This window comes from Klebsiella sp. KPN54798, from assembly GCF_021184225.1.
Classification (GTDB): domain Bacteria; phylum Pseudomonadota; class Gammaproteobacteria; order Enterobacterales; family Enterobacteriaceae; genus Klebsiella; species Klebsiella pneumoniae.
Genome location: NZ_CP089234.1, coordinates 2,647,767 through 2,665,397, shown reverse-complemented (window position 1 = coordinate 2,665,397; position 17,631 = coordinate 2,647,767). Strand labels below are relative to the sequence as shown.

General features: G+C 59.8%; 17 protein-coding genes and 1 pseudogene. 6 read left to right on the top strand and 12 right to left on the bottom strand.

Annotated features, from left to right (window positions below):
• Window positions 1-89: 89 nt before the first annotated feature.
• Window positions 90-308: pseudogene (locus LPQ25_RS12880) on the bottom strand (hypothetical protein).
• A 216-nt stretch (window positions 309-524) separates the two neighbouring features.
• Between LPQ25_RS12880 and oxlT the strand changes: the two are divergent.
• Window positions 525-1,823, top strand: coding sequence for an oxalate/formate MFS antiporter (oxlT, locus tag LPQ25_RS12875; RefSeq protein WP_004176133.1), 1,299 nt, complete (start codon window positions 525-527; stop codon window positions 1,821-1,823).
• A gap of 37 nt (window positions 1,824-1,860) precedes the next feature.
• On the opposite strand, the gene LPQ25_RS12870 is transcribed toward oxlT, so the two are convergent.
• Both LPQ25_RS12870 and LPQ25_RS12865 read right to left on the bottom strand, forming a co-directional pair.
• On the bottom strand, window positions 1,861-2,439 hold the full coding sequence (locus tag LPQ25_RS12870; protein ID WP_014907574.1) for a GNAT family N-acetyltransferase: 579 nt from the start codon (window positions 2,437-2,439) through the stop codon (window positions 1,861-1,863).
• Window positions 2,440-2,509: 70 nt separating this feature from the next.
• The gene (locus tag LPQ25_RS12865; protein WP_004148407.1) at window positions 2,510-2,698 is read right to left on the bottom strand and encodes a hypothetical protein; all 189 of its coding nucleotides are present in this window, start codon (window positions 2,696-2,698) and stop codon (window positions 2,510-2,512) included.
• A 338-nt stretch (window positions 2,699-3,036) separates the two neighbouring features.
• On the opposite strand from LPQ25_RS12865, the gene LPQ25_RS12860 reads away from it, so the two are divergent.
• Window positions 3,037-3,615 carry a TetR/AcrR family transcriptional regulator gene (locus tag LPQ25_RS12860; RefSeq protein ID WP_004176128.1) on the top strand — a complete coding sequence of 193 codons (579 nt, stop codon included), beginning with the start codon at window positions 3,037-3,039 and terminating at the stop codon, window positions 3,613-3,615.
• Here the strand turns inward: LPQ25_RS12860 and LPQ25_RS12855 are convergent.
• Entirely contained in the window at window positions 3,591-4,691 is a 1,101-nt protein-coding gene (locus LPQ25_RS12855) for an iron-containing redox enzyme family protein (protein ID WP_004184110.1), read from the bottom strand. The two genes, LPQ25_RS12860 and LPQ25_RS12855, sit on opposite strands and share 25 nt — an antisense overlap.
• Window positions 4,692-4,892: 201 nt before the next feature.
• Here LPQ25_RS12855 and LPQ25_RS12850 point away from each other — a divergent pair, with 201 nt between their 5' ends.
• Entirely contained in the window at window positions 4,893-5,807 is a 915-nt protein-coding gene (locus LPQ25_RS12850) for a DMT family transporter (protein ID WP_004224889.1), read from the top strand.
• A 40-nt stretch (window positions 5,808-5,847) separates the two neighbouring features.
• Here LPQ25_RS12850 and LPQ25_RS12845 read toward each other — a convergent pair whose 3' ends face one another.
• On the bottom strand, window positions 5,848-7,080 hold the full coding sequence (locus LPQ25_RS12845) for an MFS transporter (RefSeq protein WP_004148411.1): 1,233 nt from the start codon (window positions 7,078-7,080) through the stop codon (window positions 5,848-5,850).
• 275 nt (window positions 7,081-7,355) lie between these two features.
• Between LPQ25_RS12845 and LPQ25_RS12840 the strand changes: the two genes are divergently transcribed.
• A complete protein-coding gene (locus LPQ25_RS12840) occupies window positions 7,356-8,963 on the top strand; it encodes an FAD-NAD(P)-binding protein (RefSeq protein WP_014907573.1) in 1,608 nt (535 codons plus the stop codon).
• A 107-nt stretch (window positions 8,964-9,070) separates the two neighbouring features.
• Window positions 9,071-10,171, top strand: a complete 1,101-nt coding sequence (locus tag LPQ25_RS12835) for an NADH:flavin oxidoreductase/NADH oxidase (protein WP_002905225.1) — start codon at window positions 9,071-9,073, stop codon at window positions 10,169-10,171.
• A gap of 231 nt (window positions 10,172-10,402) precedes the next feature.
• On the opposite strand, the gene LPQ25_RS12830 is transcribed toward LPQ25_RS12835, so the two are convergent.
• Both LPQ25_RS12830 and LPQ25_RS12825 read right to left on the bottom strand, forming a co-directional pair.
• Window positions 10,403-10,936 carry a hypothetical protein gene (locus tag LPQ25_RS12830; protein WP_004179939.1) on the bottom strand — a complete coding sequence of 178 codons (534 nt, stop codon included), beginning with the start codon at window positions 10,934-10,936 and terminating at the stop codon, window positions 10,403-10,405.
• 64 nt (window positions 10,937-11,000) lie between these two features.
• Window positions 11,001-11,891 carry a LysR family transcriptional regulator gene (locus LPQ25_RS12825; RefSeq protein ID WP_004218747.1) on the bottom strand — a complete coding sequence of 297 codons (891 nt, stop codon included), beginning with the start codon at window positions 11,889-11,891 and terminating at the stop codon, window positions 11,001-11,003.
• A gap of 174 nt (window positions 11,892-12,065) precedes the next feature.
• Between LPQ25_RS12825 and LPQ25_RS12820 the strand changes: the two genes are divergently transcribed.
• Window positions 12,066-13,043, top strand: coding sequence for an NAD(P)H-dependent flavin oxidoreductase (locus LPQ25_RS12820; RefSeq protein WP_004179941.1), 978 nt, complete (start codon window positions 12,066-12,068; stop codon window positions 13,041-13,043).
• A gap of 32 nt (window positions 13,044-13,075) precedes the next feature.
• On the opposite strand, the gene hpxK is transcribed toward LPQ25_RS12820, so the two are convergent.
• Genes hpxK through LPQ25_RS12795 form a run of 5 tightly spaced genes read right to left on the bottom strand, consistent with a single transcriptional unit; the run spans window position 13,076 to window position 17,628 of the window.
• The gene (gene hpxK / locus LPQ25_RS12815) at window positions 13,076-14,335 is read right to left on the bottom strand and encodes an allantoate amidohydrolase (RefSeq protein WP_014907571.1); all 1,260 of its coding nucleotides are present in this window, start codon (window positions 14,333-14,335) and stop codon (window positions 13,076-13,078) included.
• A complete protein-coding gene (locus tag LPQ25_RS12810; protein ID WP_004176119.1) occupies window positions 14,332-15,573 on the bottom strand; it encodes a pyridoxal-phosphate-dependent aminotransferase family protein in 1,242 nt (413 codons plus the stop codon). Before LPQ25_RS12810 ends, hpxK begins: the two co-directional genes overlap by 4 nt.
• Window positions 15,574-15,588: 15 nt before the next feature.
• Window positions 15,589-16,326 carry an amino acid ABC transporter ATP-binding protein gene (locus LPQ25_RS12805; protein ID WP_226340348.1) on the bottom strand — a complete coding sequence of 246 codons (738 nt, stop codon included), beginning with the start codon at window positions 16,324-16,326 and terminating at the stop codon, window positions 15,589-15,591.
• Window positions 16,307-16,963: an amino acid ABC transporter permease gene (locus LPQ25_RS12800; protein ID WP_004176118.1), complete on the bottom strand. Its 657-nt coding sequence runs from the start codon at window positions 16,961-16,963 to the stop codon at window positions 16,307-16,309. The genes LPQ25_RS12805 and LPQ25_RS12800 overlap by 20 nt, the downstream gene beginning before the upstream one ends.
• Window positions 16,963-17,628, bottom strand: coding sequence for an amino acid ABC transporter permease (locus LPQ25_RS12795; protein WP_004176117.1), 666 nt, complete (start codon window positions 17,626-17,628; stop codon window positions 16,963-16,965). The genes LPQ25_RS12800 and LPQ25_RS12795 overlap by 1 nt, the downstream gene beginning before the upstream one ends.
• Window positions 17,629-17,631 lie beyond the last annotated feature (3 nt).

Genomic DNA, 17,631 nt, shown 5'->3' with positions numbered 1-17,631 from the left:
CTTCCCCTATCTAGTATCTGTGTGCGGTAGCCAGGCTTTCTACCAGGAAGAATGTCTCTCTGCGAGAGTCCATACAATAAATGCCCAGCTCATAAAGCAAAAAATAGTCGGGACAGTAGTGTTTTTTCGCTACTAAGCGGGTAAACCGCCAGCCTCATTTCCCGTTTATCTTGTCAGCCGCCCCAGGCGGTGATTTCGTAGCCTCGACCCGCCTGGGCGGCTTTGCACTGAAGTCCGTCTAGCGCCACTCCAGGATATACGATGTCTCCTACGCCAGTTAGCAGGCAAAGCGCACCGCGATAATTCATTTGCACCGCCCTGGTGCCGCACATTCACCATGCCGCCCCCCGTCAGACATGCCCTCATTACATTAACCAGTTGAATATAAAAAATTATTTTATATGGCACGTTTAATGCTCTTCGCTTGTATACCGCAATGTGGACAAGAACGTATGCCATATGGCCACAACAGGTCGCCAGTCTGCGGTCGCAACCTTCCCCTTTCTGTGAGGCATCCAGGGTGGATGCGTTTCACGGAAGCCTGCTTACTGAAAACGGAGAACAACATGACGACACTCAGTGAACCGTTGGTTACCCCGAAATATGGCAAATGGCGCCAGCTGGTGCTGGGTTTGATCTGTATGGCCGCCATTTCCAGTCCGCAATATGTCTGGACGCTGTTGACAAAACCCCTGGCCGCTAAACTGGGCGTGGGTTTGCCAGAATTGCAGGTCACCTTCTCGCTACTGATCATCCTGCAGACCTTCTTTTCCCCTTTTCAGGGGCGATTAGTGGAAAAATTTGGCCCACGGCGGCTGATCGCTATTGGCACGGTGATGGCGGGCATGAGCTGGGTGCTTTCCGCGCAGGTGAATGGCCTGGCAACGCTCTGGCTGGTTTATGGCTGCATGGGCGGCCTCGGGACCGGGATCGTCTACATCGGCGTTGTCGGCCTGATGGTCAAATGGTTCCCACAGCAGCGGGGATTTGCCGCCGGCGCGGTGGCGGCGGGCTACGGGATGGGGGCCATCATAACCACCTTCCCCATCTCCCTGTCGCTGACCACTAACGGCCTTGAACACACGATGACGACTTTCGGGATCCTTTTCGCCCTCGTCGGCTTCCTCGCCAGTCAGGGGCTGAAGCTGCCGCCGCCCGCTGTCTCCCAGCCCGTCAGTCAGACGGTGGTGCAGAGCAGCAGATCGTTTACTTCCCGGGAAATGCTGCGCCAGCCGCTGTTCTGGCTGATGTTCGCCATGATGGCGATGATGTCGACTTCCGGGCTGATGGTCACTTCGCAGATGGCGGTGTTCGCCGAGGATTTCGGCATTAGCCAGGCGGTGGTGTTTGGCATGGCGGCGCTGCCGCTGGCGTTAACGATAGACCGCTTTACCAACGGCTTAACCCGGCCGCTGTTTGGGTTTATTTCCGACCGCTTCGGCCGCGAGCAAACCATGTTTATCGCCTTTGCGCTGGAGGGGGTAGCGATGATGCTCTGGCTGGCGTGCCGGGAAGATCCGCTGCTGTTTGTCCTGCTCTCCGGGGTGGTGTTCTTTGGCTGGGGGGAGATCTTCTCGCTCTTCCCGTCGACGCTCACCGATACGTTCGGCAGCGAGCATGCCGCCAGCAACTATGGCTGGCTGTATATTTCGCAGGGCATCGGGTCAATCTTTGGCGGTCCGCTGGCGGCACTGCTCTATCAGCACACTCACGGCTGGCATGTGGTCTTCAGCTGCGCGATTGGCCTTGATTTTGTCACCGCCGCCCTCGCGCTGTGGGTGCTAAAACCGTGGCGCGCGCGCTTTATCCGCCAGCATAGCTAATCGTCCGCCGGGCAGAAGTGACGGCTCGCCCGTCACTTCACTGATATTCGCTACGCAACAGCGCGTACAGGTACTCATCGCCCCACTCGCCTTTAAAAAAGATATTCTGCCGGTAATGCGCCTCGCGACGAAAGCCCAGCCCTTCCAGGAGTTTGATCGCGCCGGTATTGCGGGTGTCTACCACCGCTGTCAGCCGGTGGTGGGCTAACTGTTCAAAGAGTAAGGCCATCACCGCCCGCATGGCTTCCCGGGCATACCCCTGATGCTGATACGCAGGGGAAAAGGTCATCCCCAGCTCGGCTTGTCTGCCGTGATCTAAGAAGTGGATCCCCACATCTCCCGCCAGCGCACCGTTGGCCTGAATCTCTACGGCAAGCTGGAACCAGCTCTCATCCTCAGCAAAGGCCTGCGAACGCTGTTGTTCATAGAAGGCTGTCGCCTCTGTCATGCCGTAGTGGGTCCAGCTCTGAAAGCGGGCCACCTCCGGCAGATTGCGATAATGGCTGAAAGACGGCAGATCTTCCGTTCTGAACCGGCGCAGCAGCAGCCGGGGCGTGGTCAGGGGTAATTTCATCTCTTCTCTTCTTCTCAATGAGACAGGCAATGGCGGGGCCATCTTAACCTGCGCAGCCTCAACCCAGCCATCGCACTTCCTTGTCAATTTAATATAAAGTTAAATTTCGATATTAAAATTTCACAAACCGATAAAACATTACAATAACAAATACGAAAAACAGGGGAACAAGCCAGAGAGGCGTCTCTGGAAAAAAGAGCCCTTGCGCCACGGCGAAGAGGATGGTCAGTACAGCTGGGCCATAAGATGAAATTAACGACCTGAATATTCTTCGCAGCAATCTTTTAATAAGATTCATCATAGTTATCGGATCATCCTGGTAATGATGTCTGTAATACCCTCATTCGATGCCTGTCCTGCTGTAACCGTCTCAGACTTCAGAAATAATGCCTATCAGAAAGTACATCATTCACAGCTTATGTGTATAAAGGTCCGAATAATACGCCGGTTCAGAAACATAAGGACATGACTTGTGTATGTCTACGCAATCTTGTTTTTATTGAGGGAACCGACTCCGCATAAACCGCGGCTGATTTACTTTTTGCCCGTCTGGCGGCAAGATCCGGCATAATGCACCGCTGTCGCAGGACGGCCGTGTCACCGGCAATCGTGACAGCGAACCATTCGACAGGAAAACGCATGAAGCCAAAACAAGCGGACATTCTCCGCCACGCCAGCACGCTGTTTAATCGCGAAGGATATCAGTCGCCCAGCATCGAGCGGATTGCTGAACATGCTGGCATCTCCAAAATGACCTTCTACCGCTATTACGCCGATAAAGAGGCGCTCATTCTGGCTATCCTCAAGCAGAAAGAGAGCGAATTTATGCAGGATTTGGCGCAGATCACCGCGGATAAAGCCAGCGCGCGGGAAAAGCTGTTCGCCGTGTTCGACTACTACCATCGCTGGTTTACCTGCGAAACGTTCCACGGCTGCATGTTTACCCGCGCGCTGTTTGAATATGGCGCGTCATCGCCGGCGATCCGGGAGCAATGCTCCCGATTTAAGTCGCTCCTCTGGCAGTTCTTCCGCGATATCCTCCTGCAGGTGTTAAAACCGGAACCTGCCGAGCGGGTGGCCATGATGATGGTGATGCTCATCGATGGCGCCATCGCCGCCCAGCAGGCCGAGTCCGCCGAATGCCGGGAGATCCCGCCAGGGATGACCGCCTGGAGCGCGGCCAAAGCGCTTATTTACTCAGAAGGCGGTACGCTGTGAGATGATAAGCTGCCGCCCAGCGACTGCAGGGCCGCCAGCAGACAATCATAGTAATCGTTGCAGGTTTGCAGACGCAGCGCGGCGCCAAAGAAGACCTCCTCCATCGCCGCCGGATGTTTTTTGCCAATCGGCACAATCACATTGTTCAGCCAGCCATCCGCATGACCGATGTCGACCGTGATATGTTCGGCATAGTAATGCACGTCGCGCTCGGAAAGCCCAATCCGCCGACAGCCCGCCACCAGTTTTTCATACTGCGGCGGGTCGAGCAGCTCGGTCATGGCCATCACGCCCAGTGATTTGTAGTAATGCTGACGGTTAACGCCGCCCAGCATAAAGGCGTTATACCCGGCCAGCCCCTGCCACTCGTACAAATGGGCAAAATGATTGTCCGGCAAAGCGATATTCCGCCGCTTCAGTAAATCCTTGTACAAATTGACGTGGGTGATCTCAGTGCTGCCCTGGCCTATCTCATCCCACAGATTTTGCGCAATCTCGGCACGAGTTTCCGGCAGCGAACCGACCAGCCCCATCGCCACCAGATCGAAGAACAGCAGATTCAGCGCGCTGTCGCTTTTGAAGAAATAGTCGATTTGCGCCGCAGAGGCCTCGCTGGCAAGGAAATCGAACAGCGGATGATGAGACGCCGGGTGCTGCTGGCATAAGGCGCGCAGTTCGTCGACGATATTGCCGGCGTTAAGCATTGGTCTCTGGTGGTGGAAGCGTTTGCTTTCCGCCCGCAGCCACTCAGACTCGATGTAATTTCTGATCCCGGAAAGCAGCGGATGAAACTGATTGGCAGCCGCTGGCGAGAGCGGGTCGGCAAGCCAGGACTGATAGAGAATGAACAGCGCGTGGTGCGCACGCTTTTTGGCCTGTGGATCGTCAGCGGAGAAGGCGCGGATGCAGGTATTCTCAGTGAGATGCCAGGCTCTGTCGGCCACCAGCGGGTTGGCCGTCAGCTTCAGCGACAGCGCGTTGCTGTGCAGAAGCTGGTCAATTAACTCATCCAGCGCCAGCCTGGCCATCACCGCGGTCTGGTCGCTTCCAATCACCCCATTATCTGTGTTACGCATGATTTATCCCTGTGAAATACATGGCTACTATACGGTATAGTACCGTCCATAATGCGGCAACGTAAATTTCACACGCATTATCAATTTACTGTTTATTAAAGAGTTTAAATGAATACAATAAAAACCACTAAAATATTATTGATATTATAAAAGCAATAACATTACCATTCAGTACAGTGACAAACGACACAAGGAATCATCATGCCCTATCTGTTACTGACGCTGGCGGCTCTGTTCTGGGGCGGGAATTATGTTGTCGGGCACGTGCTGGTGCAGGGCGTGGATCCAATCCTGATGACCGAAGCGCGCTGGGCGCTGACGGCGCTGCTGCTGGGCCTCCTCTACCGACGGCAAATCGCCGGCAGTCGCCACCTGCTGCGGGCAAACGCGCCAGCGGTGGTGGTGCTAACCCTCTGCGGCCAGGTCAGTTTCCCGCTCACGCTCTATATTGGCCTGCAAACCACCTCCGCGCTCAACGCCGCCATCTATATGTCCGCCACGCCGAGCATGGTACTGTTGATTAACCGACTATTTTTCCGCGATCCGGTATCAGGGCGTAACTGGCTCGGAGTGGCTTTTAGCACCCTCGGCGTGATGATCCTCTTATTTCAGGGAAATCCGCTGCACGCCGCCTCTCTGCACACCTTTGCCATCGGCGACCTGTGGGCGATGGGGTCGGCGCTGAGCTGGGCGCTCTACTGTTCGCTGTTACGTCTGAAGGACCGCCGAATCCCGGCGAATGGCTTTGTCGCCGTCAGCTCGCTGCTCGGCGCCCTGATCCTGGTGCCAATCGTCATCTTCTGGCTGATGCGCCACCCGGCGCAGGACTGGGCAGCCTGGCGCGAGCCGTTTTTCCTCAGCGGCCTGGCGTATCTGGTAATTTTCCCATCGTGGCTGGCCTATTTGTTCTGGAACAAAGGTATCGCCACCATTGGCGCCACGCGGGGCGAAATTTACACCCACATCATCCCCCTCTCCGGCGGGGTGTTGAGCATCCTGTTCCTGCATACTCAACCGCAGGCCTGGCATCTGTTTAGCGCGCTGTTCATCATGGTGGGGATTGGGATCTGCTCGCTGGAGAAACGCCAGGCGGCGTCTATTCGTCTGCGTGACTAATGTATGCGACCGGGCGCCTGGCCACGCCCGGTCACAAAAGTTAACGGCTGGTGGAGAGCGGCTGGTGATGTCCCGCTCCTGCGGATTGGATCACCCGGCCTTCGCGACCAAAAAAGGTCAGGACGGTAATGACAATCGCCACCGTCCCGGCCACCAGGGCCATTGCCAGGCCGTAGTTATGCCCATGATGCTGGGCGATTGATGCCTGGAGAGTGGCATTCACCGAAGCCAGCAAATTACCCAGCTGGTAGACGAAGCCGGGCAGCACCGCCCGGGTGTTGGCCGGGACCAGTTCATTGAGCCAGGTGGGGATCACCCCCCAGGCCCCCTGGACCATAAACTGCATCAGGAACGCCCCCGCCCCCAGCGCCAGCGAGCCGCTGGCGAAAGCCCACAGTGGAATGACCGGCAGCGCCAGCAGGGCGGCGATCATAATTGCTTTGCGTCGGCCAATCTTCTCCGACAGCGAACCGAAGAACACTCCACCAATGATCGAGGCGATGTTATAGCAGACCGCGATGATGCTGACCGTTTTAGGCTCGAAGCCGTGCTGAACTTTCAAAAAGACCGGGTAAAGATCCTGCGTCCCGTGGGAGAAGAAGTTGAAAGCCGCCATCAGCACCACCAGGTACAGGCACAGCTTCCAGTGGCTACGCAGTACCGGCAGCAGGGCCGTACTCTCTTTATTCTGCCTGGCCGCCTGCCAAACCGGAGACTCCTCGACGCAGAAATAGATAAACGGCAGCAGCAGCACCGGCGCGGCGCCAATGACAAACATCCCGCGCCAGCCGAGTTGTTCAAACAGCAGCCCGTAGGCGACGGCCGCCAGCAAATAGCCGAAGGGGTATCCCGCCTGGAACAGGCCGGACATCAGGCCGCGCGAGCGGTCGGGGATCGTCTCCATCGCCAGCGAAGAGGCCACGCCCCAGATCCCGCCCATCGCCACGCCGTACAGCACCCGCAGCAGGAAAAACAGCATCAACGACGGCGCGGCGGCGGAGAGCAGCTCAAAAGCCGAGAAGAACACAATGTTGAGCATCAGGATTGGTTTGCGACCAAACTTCTCCGCCGCCCTGCCGAAAATTAGCGCGCCGACGGGCCGCACGGCCAGAGTCAGCAGAATCGCCAGAGTGACCTCCTCAAGGTCGACATGAAACGAGTGGGCGATATCGCTCAGTAAAAAAACTAACAGGAAAAAGTCGAAAGCATCGAGCGTCCAGCTTAAAAAACTGGCTATCGCCGCATTACGCTGTCGTGAGGTCCAGCCGTGCATCTTGTCATCCCTATCCCGACGGCATTGCCGGGAGTGTGCGCGGCGTCCAGCAGAGCGAGCTGGGGTCGCCGCTTGTGTAAATTGTTTGTATAGAAAGTTGCTCTTTTGTTAATTACACCCCTTTTACGACAATCGGCAAGTTTATTAGCATGCTAATTTGTTTCAAATTGCGTGTTCCCCTCACCGGTTCGGCAATTTTCGACCAGAATTAAAACCAGGTTCGCTTAAGCGAAGCGTCATCAATGCCGCATCTGCCCACAGGAAGGGAGAGAATCATGAAGAGAATTGCCATCGTCGGCGTGGGGCCGACGGGGATTTACACCTTTTATGAACTGGTGAAGCGCGGTGAGCCGCTGGCCATCACTCTGTTTGAAAAAGAGGCGCAGGCCGGGGTGGGTATGCCCTACAGTGACGATAATACCGCGGCGCAAATGCTGGCCAATATTGCCAGCATTGAGATCCCCCCCATCGACCTGACCTACCTGCAATGGCTGCAGCAGCAAAGCGATGACTGGCTGGCGGCGCGCGGGCTTGAACGGCACGCCCTGCATGAGCGCCAGTTTCTGCCGCGGGTGATCCTCGGCGAATACTATCGCGACCGTTTTCTGTACCTCGTTGAGCGGGCCCGGGACGTCGGCTTTGTGATTAGCGTTTGTGAATCCTGTGAAGTCACGGATATTGCGGTTCAGCCCACCGGGATCGCCATCCACACCGATAGTGCAGCAGACCCGGTAATCGTCGACCTGGTGGCGATTGCCACCGGCCATCTGTGGCCTGAAGAAGAGCGCGCCAGCCGACAGTACTTCCCCAGCCCGTGGACCGGCCTGATGGAGGCCCGCATTGCCCCCTGTCGGGTGGGGATCCTTGGCACTTCATTAAGCGCGATTGATGCCGCCGTGGCGGTAGTGGCCCGCCACGGCGTTTTCCATACCGAGGACGACAAAACGACCCATTTTTCCCTCCATCCAGGCAGCGAAGCGCTGGAGATCACCCTGATGTCACGCCACGGCGTGCTGCCGGAGGCCGATTTTTACTGCCCGATCCCGTGGGAGCCGCTGGAGATTGCCACTCCCGCCGCCCTCGAAGCGGCCATTGCGGAGGGTAGCGACGCTCTGTTAGATCGGATTTTTGAGCTGATCGTTAAAGAGCTGGAATATGCTGCCCCCGACTGGAGCGAGGCGATCGGGCTTCGTCAGCTGACGCCTGACAGTATCGCCGACGCCTGGTTTGCCGACCGCCTCACCCATGACCCCTTTCAGTGGGCGCAGCGCAATCTGCAGGAGGTGGAGCGCAATAAGCGCGAACACCACACGGTGCCCTGGCGCTATGCCATTCTGCGCCTGCATGAGGCGATTGAAACCGTGGTGCCGCAGTTCAACGACGCGGACAGCCGTCGCTTCCGCCAGGGCCTCGCCCGGGTATTTATCGATAACTACGCCGCCATTCCGCCGGAGTCCATACGTCGGCTGCTGGCCTTGCACCGGGCTGGCATTCTGCGGATCCTGACGCTGGGCGAAGATTATGAGCTGCAGCGGGAGCCTGACCGGACGCTGATTGTTCATCATCGTCAGCGCTGCGAATTCGATGTCTTTATCGATGCCCGCGGACAAAAAGCGCTGAAAACCCGGGATCTGCCCTTCCCTTCACTGCGCCAGCAGCTGCTGGCCTACGGCGACGACATTCCGGACGTCGGTGATGACTACACGCTGCAGGCGCCGGAGACAGTGCGCGGCCGGGTCGCCTTCGGCGCCCTTCCCTGGCTGATGCACGATCGCCCCTTTGTGCAGGGGCTGACGGCCAGCGCCGAGATTGGCAGCGCAATGGCCCGCGCCGTGTCGCAGCAGGCCGCCGGCCGACGGCGCCGTCTCTGGTATATCGAATAGCGGAGCGCTTAAGCGCAATATCCGAATACTGGGGGGGTGAACAGGCGTGCTATAAACAGCAACTGTCCGTCCCCTGCACGACCACGTTTAACATTTACGAGGTATTCATGAGTCATCTTTTTAGCGCGACGCGAATTGGTCAACTCACCCTTGATAACCGTATCGTTATCGCCCCGATGTGTCAGTACTCCGCCGACGAGGGTAAGGCGACCTCCTGGCACCGGATCCATCTTGGCCAACTGGCTTTCTCCGGCGCCGGCCTGTTAATTCTGGAAGCCACGGCGGTAGAGCCTGCGGGGCGTATCTCCCCGGGGGATCTGGGGCTGTGGGATGATGAAACCGAAAACGCCCTGCGCGGCGTAGTCGAAGATATTCGGGCCTGGTCGCCGATCCGTCTGGGGATCCAGCTGGGTCATGCCGGACGCAAAGCATCCTGCGCCGCCCCCTGGCAGGGAGGCCATCAGCTGGCGCTCAACGATGGTGGCTGGCAGACCGTCGCCCCTTCCGCCGTGGCGTTTCACGATGGCGATCGCGCCCCCGCTGAACTGAGCCATGCCGATCTGGCGCGCATCAAAGCGGCCTTCGTCGCCAGCGCGCTGCGCGCCCAGCGGCTGGGCTTTGAGCTGATTGAACTGCACGCCGCCCACGGCTATCTGCTGCACCAGTTTCTCTCGCCGCTCAGCAACCAGCGCCGCGACGAGTACGGCGGTTCGCTGGAGAACCGAATGCGCTATCCGCTGGAAGTCTTTAAGGCGATCCGCGAGGCAGTGGGCAACACCATGGCGGTGGGCGTCAGGCTGTCGGCTACCGACTGGGTCGAAGGCGGCTGGGACTGCGAGCAGTCCATTAAGTTTAGCCAGCAGCTGGAAACGCTGGGCAGTGACTATATTCACGTCTCCAGCGGCGGTTTGTCGCCGCAGCAGGCGATCACCGTTGGGCCGGGATACCAGTTGCCTTTCGCCCGCGATATTCGCCAGCAGGTAGCCATCCCGGTGATTGGCGTGGGGCTGATCACCGACCCGCAGCAGGCGGAAGCGGCGCTGGAGAATGGCGATGCCGACCTGATCGCCCTCGCCCGCGCGGTACTCTACGATCCGCACTGGCCGTGGCACGCAGCGGCCAGCCTTGGCGCCCAGGTCCGTGTGCCGTCGCAGTATTTGCGCTCGGAGCCGCACGGCCTGAAAGGCACCCTGCTGCCAAACCGTTGAACCCACGGCGGGCATAAAAAAGGGGTATCGTAAGATACCCCTGAGCAGGATGTTATTGCGGTCCATGTGCCGGGCGGCGGCGACGCTTTGCCGGCCTACAAAAGGGTGATACCCGGTCATTGCGCAGCCAACCCGCCCCCTACGTAGGCCGCGCAAGCGCAGCGCCGCCGGGCAATCTATCAGGCTCCGCTCCCTATATTTCCGGGCGGCGGGTCAGACAAACACCGCGAGTTACTGCTGTGCGGCAGGCGGCGCGGCGTTCTGTTTATCCTTCGCGATACTGTCCTGGATGGCTTTGGTTTTGCTCGCCGCTTCAGCCGAGAGCTGATTGGCGTCACCGATGGCGTTGTCTTTGATCTGACCCGCCTCTTTGACTATGCGGTCACTTTCCTGCTTTGCGTTCTGCTTCACCGCATCGGCCTGGGCTTTCGCCTGCTGGGCGATGGCGTCCGCCTTCTTGTCCGCCTCGGCCTTGATGGCGCTGGCCTGATCCTTCAGGCGATCGGCCTCGGCGTCAGCCTGGCTTTTCAGCGTATCGATTTGCTTATCCGCATCCTGTTTAATTGCCTGCGCTTTATCCGCCGCGGCATCCTTCATCTGCTCCGCATTATCTTTAGCCTTATCCAGTTTGTTATCAACTTTCGACGCATCGTCGCAGCCAAACAGGGTCAGGCACAGGGCGGAAGCGAGTAGTGTTTTATTCCAGAGTTTCATCAGCATTCCCTTACAGGTTAAGTCGTTATCCAGCTTTGTGATTCGTTGCATTAATAGCATTCACATTTTATATATAAACGCTCAGCCGATAGAGTCAAGGCGACAGCGCCGATTGTCAGTCCAGGGTCGCTACCAGCCCCTGCAGCCAGTCGGCAAAGACCCGAACCTTATGCGAGAGATGCCGGTGCGGATAGAGCAGCGACAACGGTCGACGCGGCGCCGGAAAGTCCGGCAAAACTTCCACCAGTTGCCCGCTGTCGATATAAGGTTGCAAAAAGAAACGCATCCCCTGCAGCATCCCCAGCCCCGCCAGCCCGGCAGCAGTAAAGACTTCAGAGTTGTCCAGCACCAGTTTACCGGGAATGGCGATCTGCCTGATGCCCTCCGGGGTCTGGAATCGCCAGGGCATAATCTGCCGGCTGCTGCTGTTCACCCAGTTCACCGCCAGATGCGACTGCAGGTCCTCCAGCGTCGCGGGCGCCCCATAGCGCGCCAGATAGCCCGGACTGGCGCAGGTGGTTAACGCCACCTCCCCCAGTGAACGCGCCACATAGTCGCCATCCTCAAGATCCCCCACCCGCAGCAGGCAATCCAGACCATCGCGCAGCATATCCCGGCGTACGTCGGAGCTGCTGAGGACAATCTCCACCTCCGGATGGGCCTGATAAAAATCCGGCAGATGCGGGATCACCAGCAGCCGGGCAAAGGCGATCGGCATATCAACGCGCAGCTGACCGCGGATCGGCCGGTCCGGCGCGAACGACTCCAGCAGATCGTCGGCCTGGGAGAGCAACGGTTTGCTGCGACGATAAAACTCTTCCCCCTCCGGCGTAAGATACAGACGCCGGGTGGTGCGCTGCAGCAGCCGGACCCCGCTCTCCTGCTCCAGCTGCTGCAGTGCTTTGGTCACCGCCGGTCGGTGGATCTGCAAATTTTCCGCCGCCTGGGCAAAGCTGCCGGCATCGACGATTTCAATAAAAATTTTAATATTTTCAAACAGATTCATTTGCATGATGGCCCGCCTCCCACCTCTTCATCAGTTCACATTATTACTAATTTAATAATAGTGATGAAAGTTTTTGCTCATTTTTTAAAACAATAAAGACGCCTACACTGCCCTCATTGCCGCATCGCTGGGGCGAACAAATTTATAACTTATTAACATACAAGGAAAAATAGCATGCAACCTAACCGCGTCGCCCGCATTCTGGGTATTGAAAAACCGGTGGTCCAGGGGCCCCTCTCCTGGCTAACCGATGCTCGTCTGGTGGCGGCCGTCGGCAACGCCGGTGGGCTTGGCGTGCTGGGCCCGAACGCCGGACTGACGGCGGCAACCGCCGTCTCCACCCCGGAGGCCACCGCCGAGAAAATGCGCGAAGAGATCCGCAAAACCAAACAGCTGACGGAGAAACCCTTTGGCGTCAACCTGATCCCGACGGCGGAAAATGACATCTGGACGCCGGCGATCCTCCCGGTGATCAAAGAGGAAGGGGTTAAGGTGGTGGTCTACACCGGCTACGGCGACGGTTCGTTAAAACCGGCGCTGTTCGACGAACTGAAAGCCGCCGGGATCACCATTATCTATCGTGACATCAACCCGACGCCGGAGAACAGCCGCCGCGCGGAGCAGGCCGGAGCGGATATTATTGTCGCCACCGGCTTTGACGAAGGCGGCACGCTGCCGGGTACCGCCCTCGGGACCTTCACCATCGTCCCGCTGATCGTTGACGCGGTACAGCGGGTTCCGGTGATGGCCGCCGGAGGGATCACCGACGCCCGGGGCGCGCGCGCCGTTCATGCCCTGGGTGCGGAGGGCGTCTTCGCCGGTTCGGTATTTATCAGCACCATCGAAAGCCGGGTTCCCGACTCGGTGAAAGCGAAAATTGTGGCCGCCAACGGTCTGGATCTGCGCCTGTTCCGTACCCTGCCGGACTACTACCGCGCGCTGCCCGGCAAACTGAGCGACACACTGGTGGCCATGGACCGGGCCGGCGCCTCCAGGACCGAGCTGGCCCAGGCGATGGGTGGTCTGCGCGGGATGCGGCTGGGCATGCTGGAGGGGAATACTGATGAGGGGTATATCTCGGTGGGCGCGGGGATCGGCAACATCCATGCCATCACCTCCGTCGCCGAGGTGGTCAACCAGCTGGCGGTGTGAAGCCGCCAGCCGGGGCTCGGCAACCGGCGCGATCAGGCGTCGGCCACCTTCTCTACCGCCCGGGAGAAAGCGTCGATAGCCAGTCCGACGTCGGCGGCGGTGACCGACTCCGCCGGGTGATGGCTGACGCCCCCCAGGCAACGCACAAACAGCATCGCCGATGGCCAGCGCTCGGCGATGGCGATAGCATCATGCCCTGCGCCGCTCGGCAGCGTCAGGGAACGCCCCTGCACCGCCACCACCGCCTCGCTCAGCACCGCCTGCAGGTGACTGTCGCAGGCGGTGGCTGCGATGCGATAATACTCCTCCGCGGCGAAACTCAGCTGGCGGCGCCCGGCAATGGCCTGCGCCTGCCCCAGCAGTTCCTCCAGCAGCGCCGTCAGCGGCGCATCCTGCGGGCCGCGAATATCCAGCGTCAACTGCACCTCGCCCGGTATCACGTTCACCGCGCCCGGCGCACAGCGCAGGGTGCCGACCGTCGCCACCAGGTTGCCACCGCGCTGCCGGGTCAGGCTTTCCACCTGCCCCATCCATTCCGCCGCCGCGGCGAGCGCGTCCTTACGATGGAGCATCGGCACCGTGCCGGCATGGCCGGCTTCGCCGGTAAAGCGGCAGGTCAGGCGGCGGGCGCCGTTAATCGCCTCCACCACGCCGAGCGCCAGACCCGCCTGCTCCAGGCACGGCCCCTGCTCGATATGCAGTTCCAGATAGGCGGCGATATCCCGCGGGTGACGGGCCGCGTGGGCGATCCGCGCCGGATCGAGTCCGGCATTCACCAGCGCCTGGGCGACGCTCACCCCGTCGGTATCGCACTGTGACAGCCAGCTTTCAGGCCAGGTGCCGGTGACGCCGCGGCTGCCGAGCAGGGTAATGCCAAAGCGGGTGCCCTCTTCATCGCCAAAGCCGACGATCTCGATTGCCTTCGCCAGCCGTCGCCCCTGCTGGTGCAGACGCTGGACCACCTCGATCGCCGCCAGCACGCCGAGCATGCCGTCGTAGCGTCCGGCGTTGCGCACGGTGTCAAGATGAGAGCCCAGCAGCACCGCCGGCGCCCCCTCCTGTTGTCCTTCATAACGTCCGCAGATGTTGCCGACGCTGTCCTGCCACACCATCATGCCGGCAGCCTGCATCCACTGCCCCACCAGCTGGTTGGCCTGCAGATGCTCGGGCGACAGATAGACCCGGGTCAGGGCATCGGCGGTTTCGCTGAGGGCGGCCAGCTGGTCGGCGCGCGCCATCACCCGGCTGGCCACCGCCTCTCTCTCCGCCTGCTGGCGGACGGTATCACTCATAGGATGGCCTCGGTGCGATAGTGATCCCAGGCCGCCTGCATCGCCGCGCCCTGAGTGGTGGTGAACCTGAGGTAGTTCAGGACCGCTTCCAGCGCGCTGAGCGTCTGCATCACGCAGTCTTTACGCGCGTTATAGCCCATGGTGCCAATGCGCCAGACTTTACCGTGCAGCGGACCAAACGAGGTGCCAATTTCAATGCCGAAATCTTCCAGCATCAGTTTGCGTACCTGATCGCCGTTGACCCCGTTGGGGATCACCACCCCCAGCACGTTATTCATTTTGTGCCGCAAGTCGCCAAAGGTCTCGAGCCCCATCGCCTGGATGCCCTTCAGCAGCGCATCGCCGTGCAGTTTGTGGCGGGCGATGCCGTTGTCGAGTCCCTCCTGGAGGATCAGGCGCGCGCACTCCCGGGCGGCGAACAGCGCCGAGGTCGCTTCGGTATGGTGGTTAAGGCGCTCCGGCCCCCAGTAATCCATCACCATGCCGAGATCGAAATAGTTGGAGTAGATCATCTCGTCGACGCCATCGTGATGGGCATCGGTGCGGATCCCCTGCTCAATGCAGCGGCGGCGGCGGATGACCTCTTCCATCCGCGGGCTGAGGGTGATGGGCGAGGTGCCGGAAGGACCGCCCAGGCACTTCTGCATCCCGGCGGACACGGCGTCCAGCTGCCAGGCGTCGGTTTCCAGCGGGTTACCGCCGAGCGACGCGGTGGCGTCGGTATAGAACAGCACATCGTGACGACGGCAAATCTCCCCCAGCTCCGCCAGCGGCTGCAGCATGGTGGTGGAGGTATCGCCCTGCACGGTGAGCAGCAGGCGCGGCCGCACGCGCTTGATCGCATCCTCAACCTGATCCGGCGTAAAGACCTCGCCCCACGGCACCTCGATGGTGTGCACTTCTGCCCGGCAGCGACGCGCGATCTCGCACAGCAGATGACCAAACCGGCCGAACACTGGCACCAGCACCTTGTCACCGGGACGGATCGCCGACACCAGAATCGCTTCGATCCCGGCGCGCGAGGTGCCGTCGACCAGCATCGTCCAGCGATTTTCGGTGCGAAACACGCCGCGGTAGAGCGCCATGACTTCATTCATGTAGTGGGTCATCGCCGGATCGTACTGGCCAACCAGCTGGCTCGACATGGCGCGCAGCACGCGCGGGTCGGCATTGATCGGCCCCGGCCCCATCAGCAGGCGCTGCGGCGGGTTAATTTGCGAAAACTGAGTGATATCCATCTGCCATTCCTTACGTTAGTTAAGACCGCGCACCGAGGAGATAAACTGTTTCAGTTCGCTGGTCTGCGGGCTGGCGAACAGCGTTTTGCTGACGCCCTGCTCCCAGACGCGTCCCTGATGCATAAACACCACGCGGTCGCCCACTTCGCGGGCAAAATTCATTTCATGGGTGACGAGGATCAGCGTCATACCTTCCGCCGCCAGTTGCTCCAGCACCTTCAGCACTTCACCCACCAGTTCCGGGTCGAGCGCCGAGGTGATTTCGTCACAGAGTAAAACTTTCGGCGACATGGCCAGCGCCCGGGCAATGGCCACGCGCTGCTGTTGGCCGCCGGAGAGGTTGGCCGGGTAGTAATCCAGACGGTCGCCGAGCCCGACCTTCTCCAGCATCCGCTGCGCCAGCTCCCGGCATTCTGCCTGGGACTTCTTCAGCACCCGCCGCGGGGCCAGCATGACGTTCTCCAGCGCCGTCATGTGCGGAAAGAGATTAAAGTTCTGGAACACCATGCCGATGGAGCGGCTGATCTCCCGGGCCTGGGAATCGCGGTTGGTGATGGTCATGCCCCCGAGCTTGATGCTTCCCTCCTGGTAGCCCTCCAGACCATTGATACAGCGCAGCAGGGTGCTTTTACCCGAGCCGCTGCGGCCGATGATCGAGATCACTTCCCCCATGTCGATATCCAGATCGACGCCCTTCAGCACATGGTTGTCGCCGTAGTACTTCTGCATCTGATTAATGGTGATGAGAGGCATTGAATTTGTTCTCCAGATAGCGGCTGTAGCGGGACAGCGGATAGCACAGAATGAAATAGCCCAGCGCCACAAGGGCAAACACTTTAAACGGCTGATAAGTGACGTTGGTCAGCATCGTCCCGGCCTTGGTCAGCTCCACAAAGCCGATAATCGATGCCAGCGCCGTGCCTTTGATCACCTGTACGGCAAAGCCCACCGTCGGCGCGATGGCAATGCGCAGCGCCTGCGGCGCCACCACGCGGTACAGGGTCTGGCCGAAGCTCAGCCCGAGACACCGCGAGGCTTCCCACTGGCCTTTCGGCAGCGCGCGAATGCTGCCGAACCAGATATCCAGCAGAAAGGCGCTGGTGTAGAGCGTCAGGGCGACCGAGGCGGCGGTCCACGCCGAGACGTCGACGCCGAACAGCGCCACGCCAAAGAATGCCAGAAACAGCTGCATCAGCAGCGGCGTGCCCTGGAACAGCTCAATATACCCGCGGATCAGCCGTTTCACCTGGCGTCCGCCGGTGAGGCGCAGCAGCAGTAACGGTAAGGTCACCAGCGCCCCGCCGGTGAACGCGACCAGCGACAGCAGCACCGTCCAGCGACCGGCCAGCAGCAGGTTGCGGATAATGTCCCAGTCAGTAAAAGTGGTCATCAGGCCTGTACCCCCAGCCATTTACGCCCCGCCGCCATCAGCAGCTGGCGCATCGCTATCGATAACGCTAAGTAGATCCCGGTGGTTACCAGATAGACCTCAAAGCTCAAAAATGTCCGCGACTGGATCAGGTTGGCGGCGAAGGTCAGCTCCTCATAGGAGACCTGCGACACCACTGACGAGCCGAGCATCACAATGATGCACTGGCTGACCAGCGCCGGATAAATCCGCTGCAGCGCCGGGGGCAGTACGACGCGAACGAAGGTTTGCGTCCGGCTAAGCCCGAGCACGCGACCGGCTTCCCACTGGCCCTTCGGCGTCACCTGGATGCCGGCGCGGACGATCTCGGTGCTATAGGCGCCGAGGTTGACCACCATCGCCAGCAGCGCCGCTTCACCGGCGGTCATCTTCAGTCCGAGGTTCGGTAAACCAAAGACGATAAAAAAGAGCTGCACCACAAACGGCGTATTACGGATGATTTCCACATATCCGCCCCATACCCGGCTGAGCATTCCCGGGCGACCGCTGCGGATCGCCGCCCCAAGGATGCCGATCGCCAGTCCGCCGATCGTCGCCAGCACCGTCAACTGCACCGTCACCCACAGGCCGGCCAGCAGCTCCGGCCAGTGCGGCCAGAGCTCAGAGAAATGAAGTTGCTCCGTCATCCC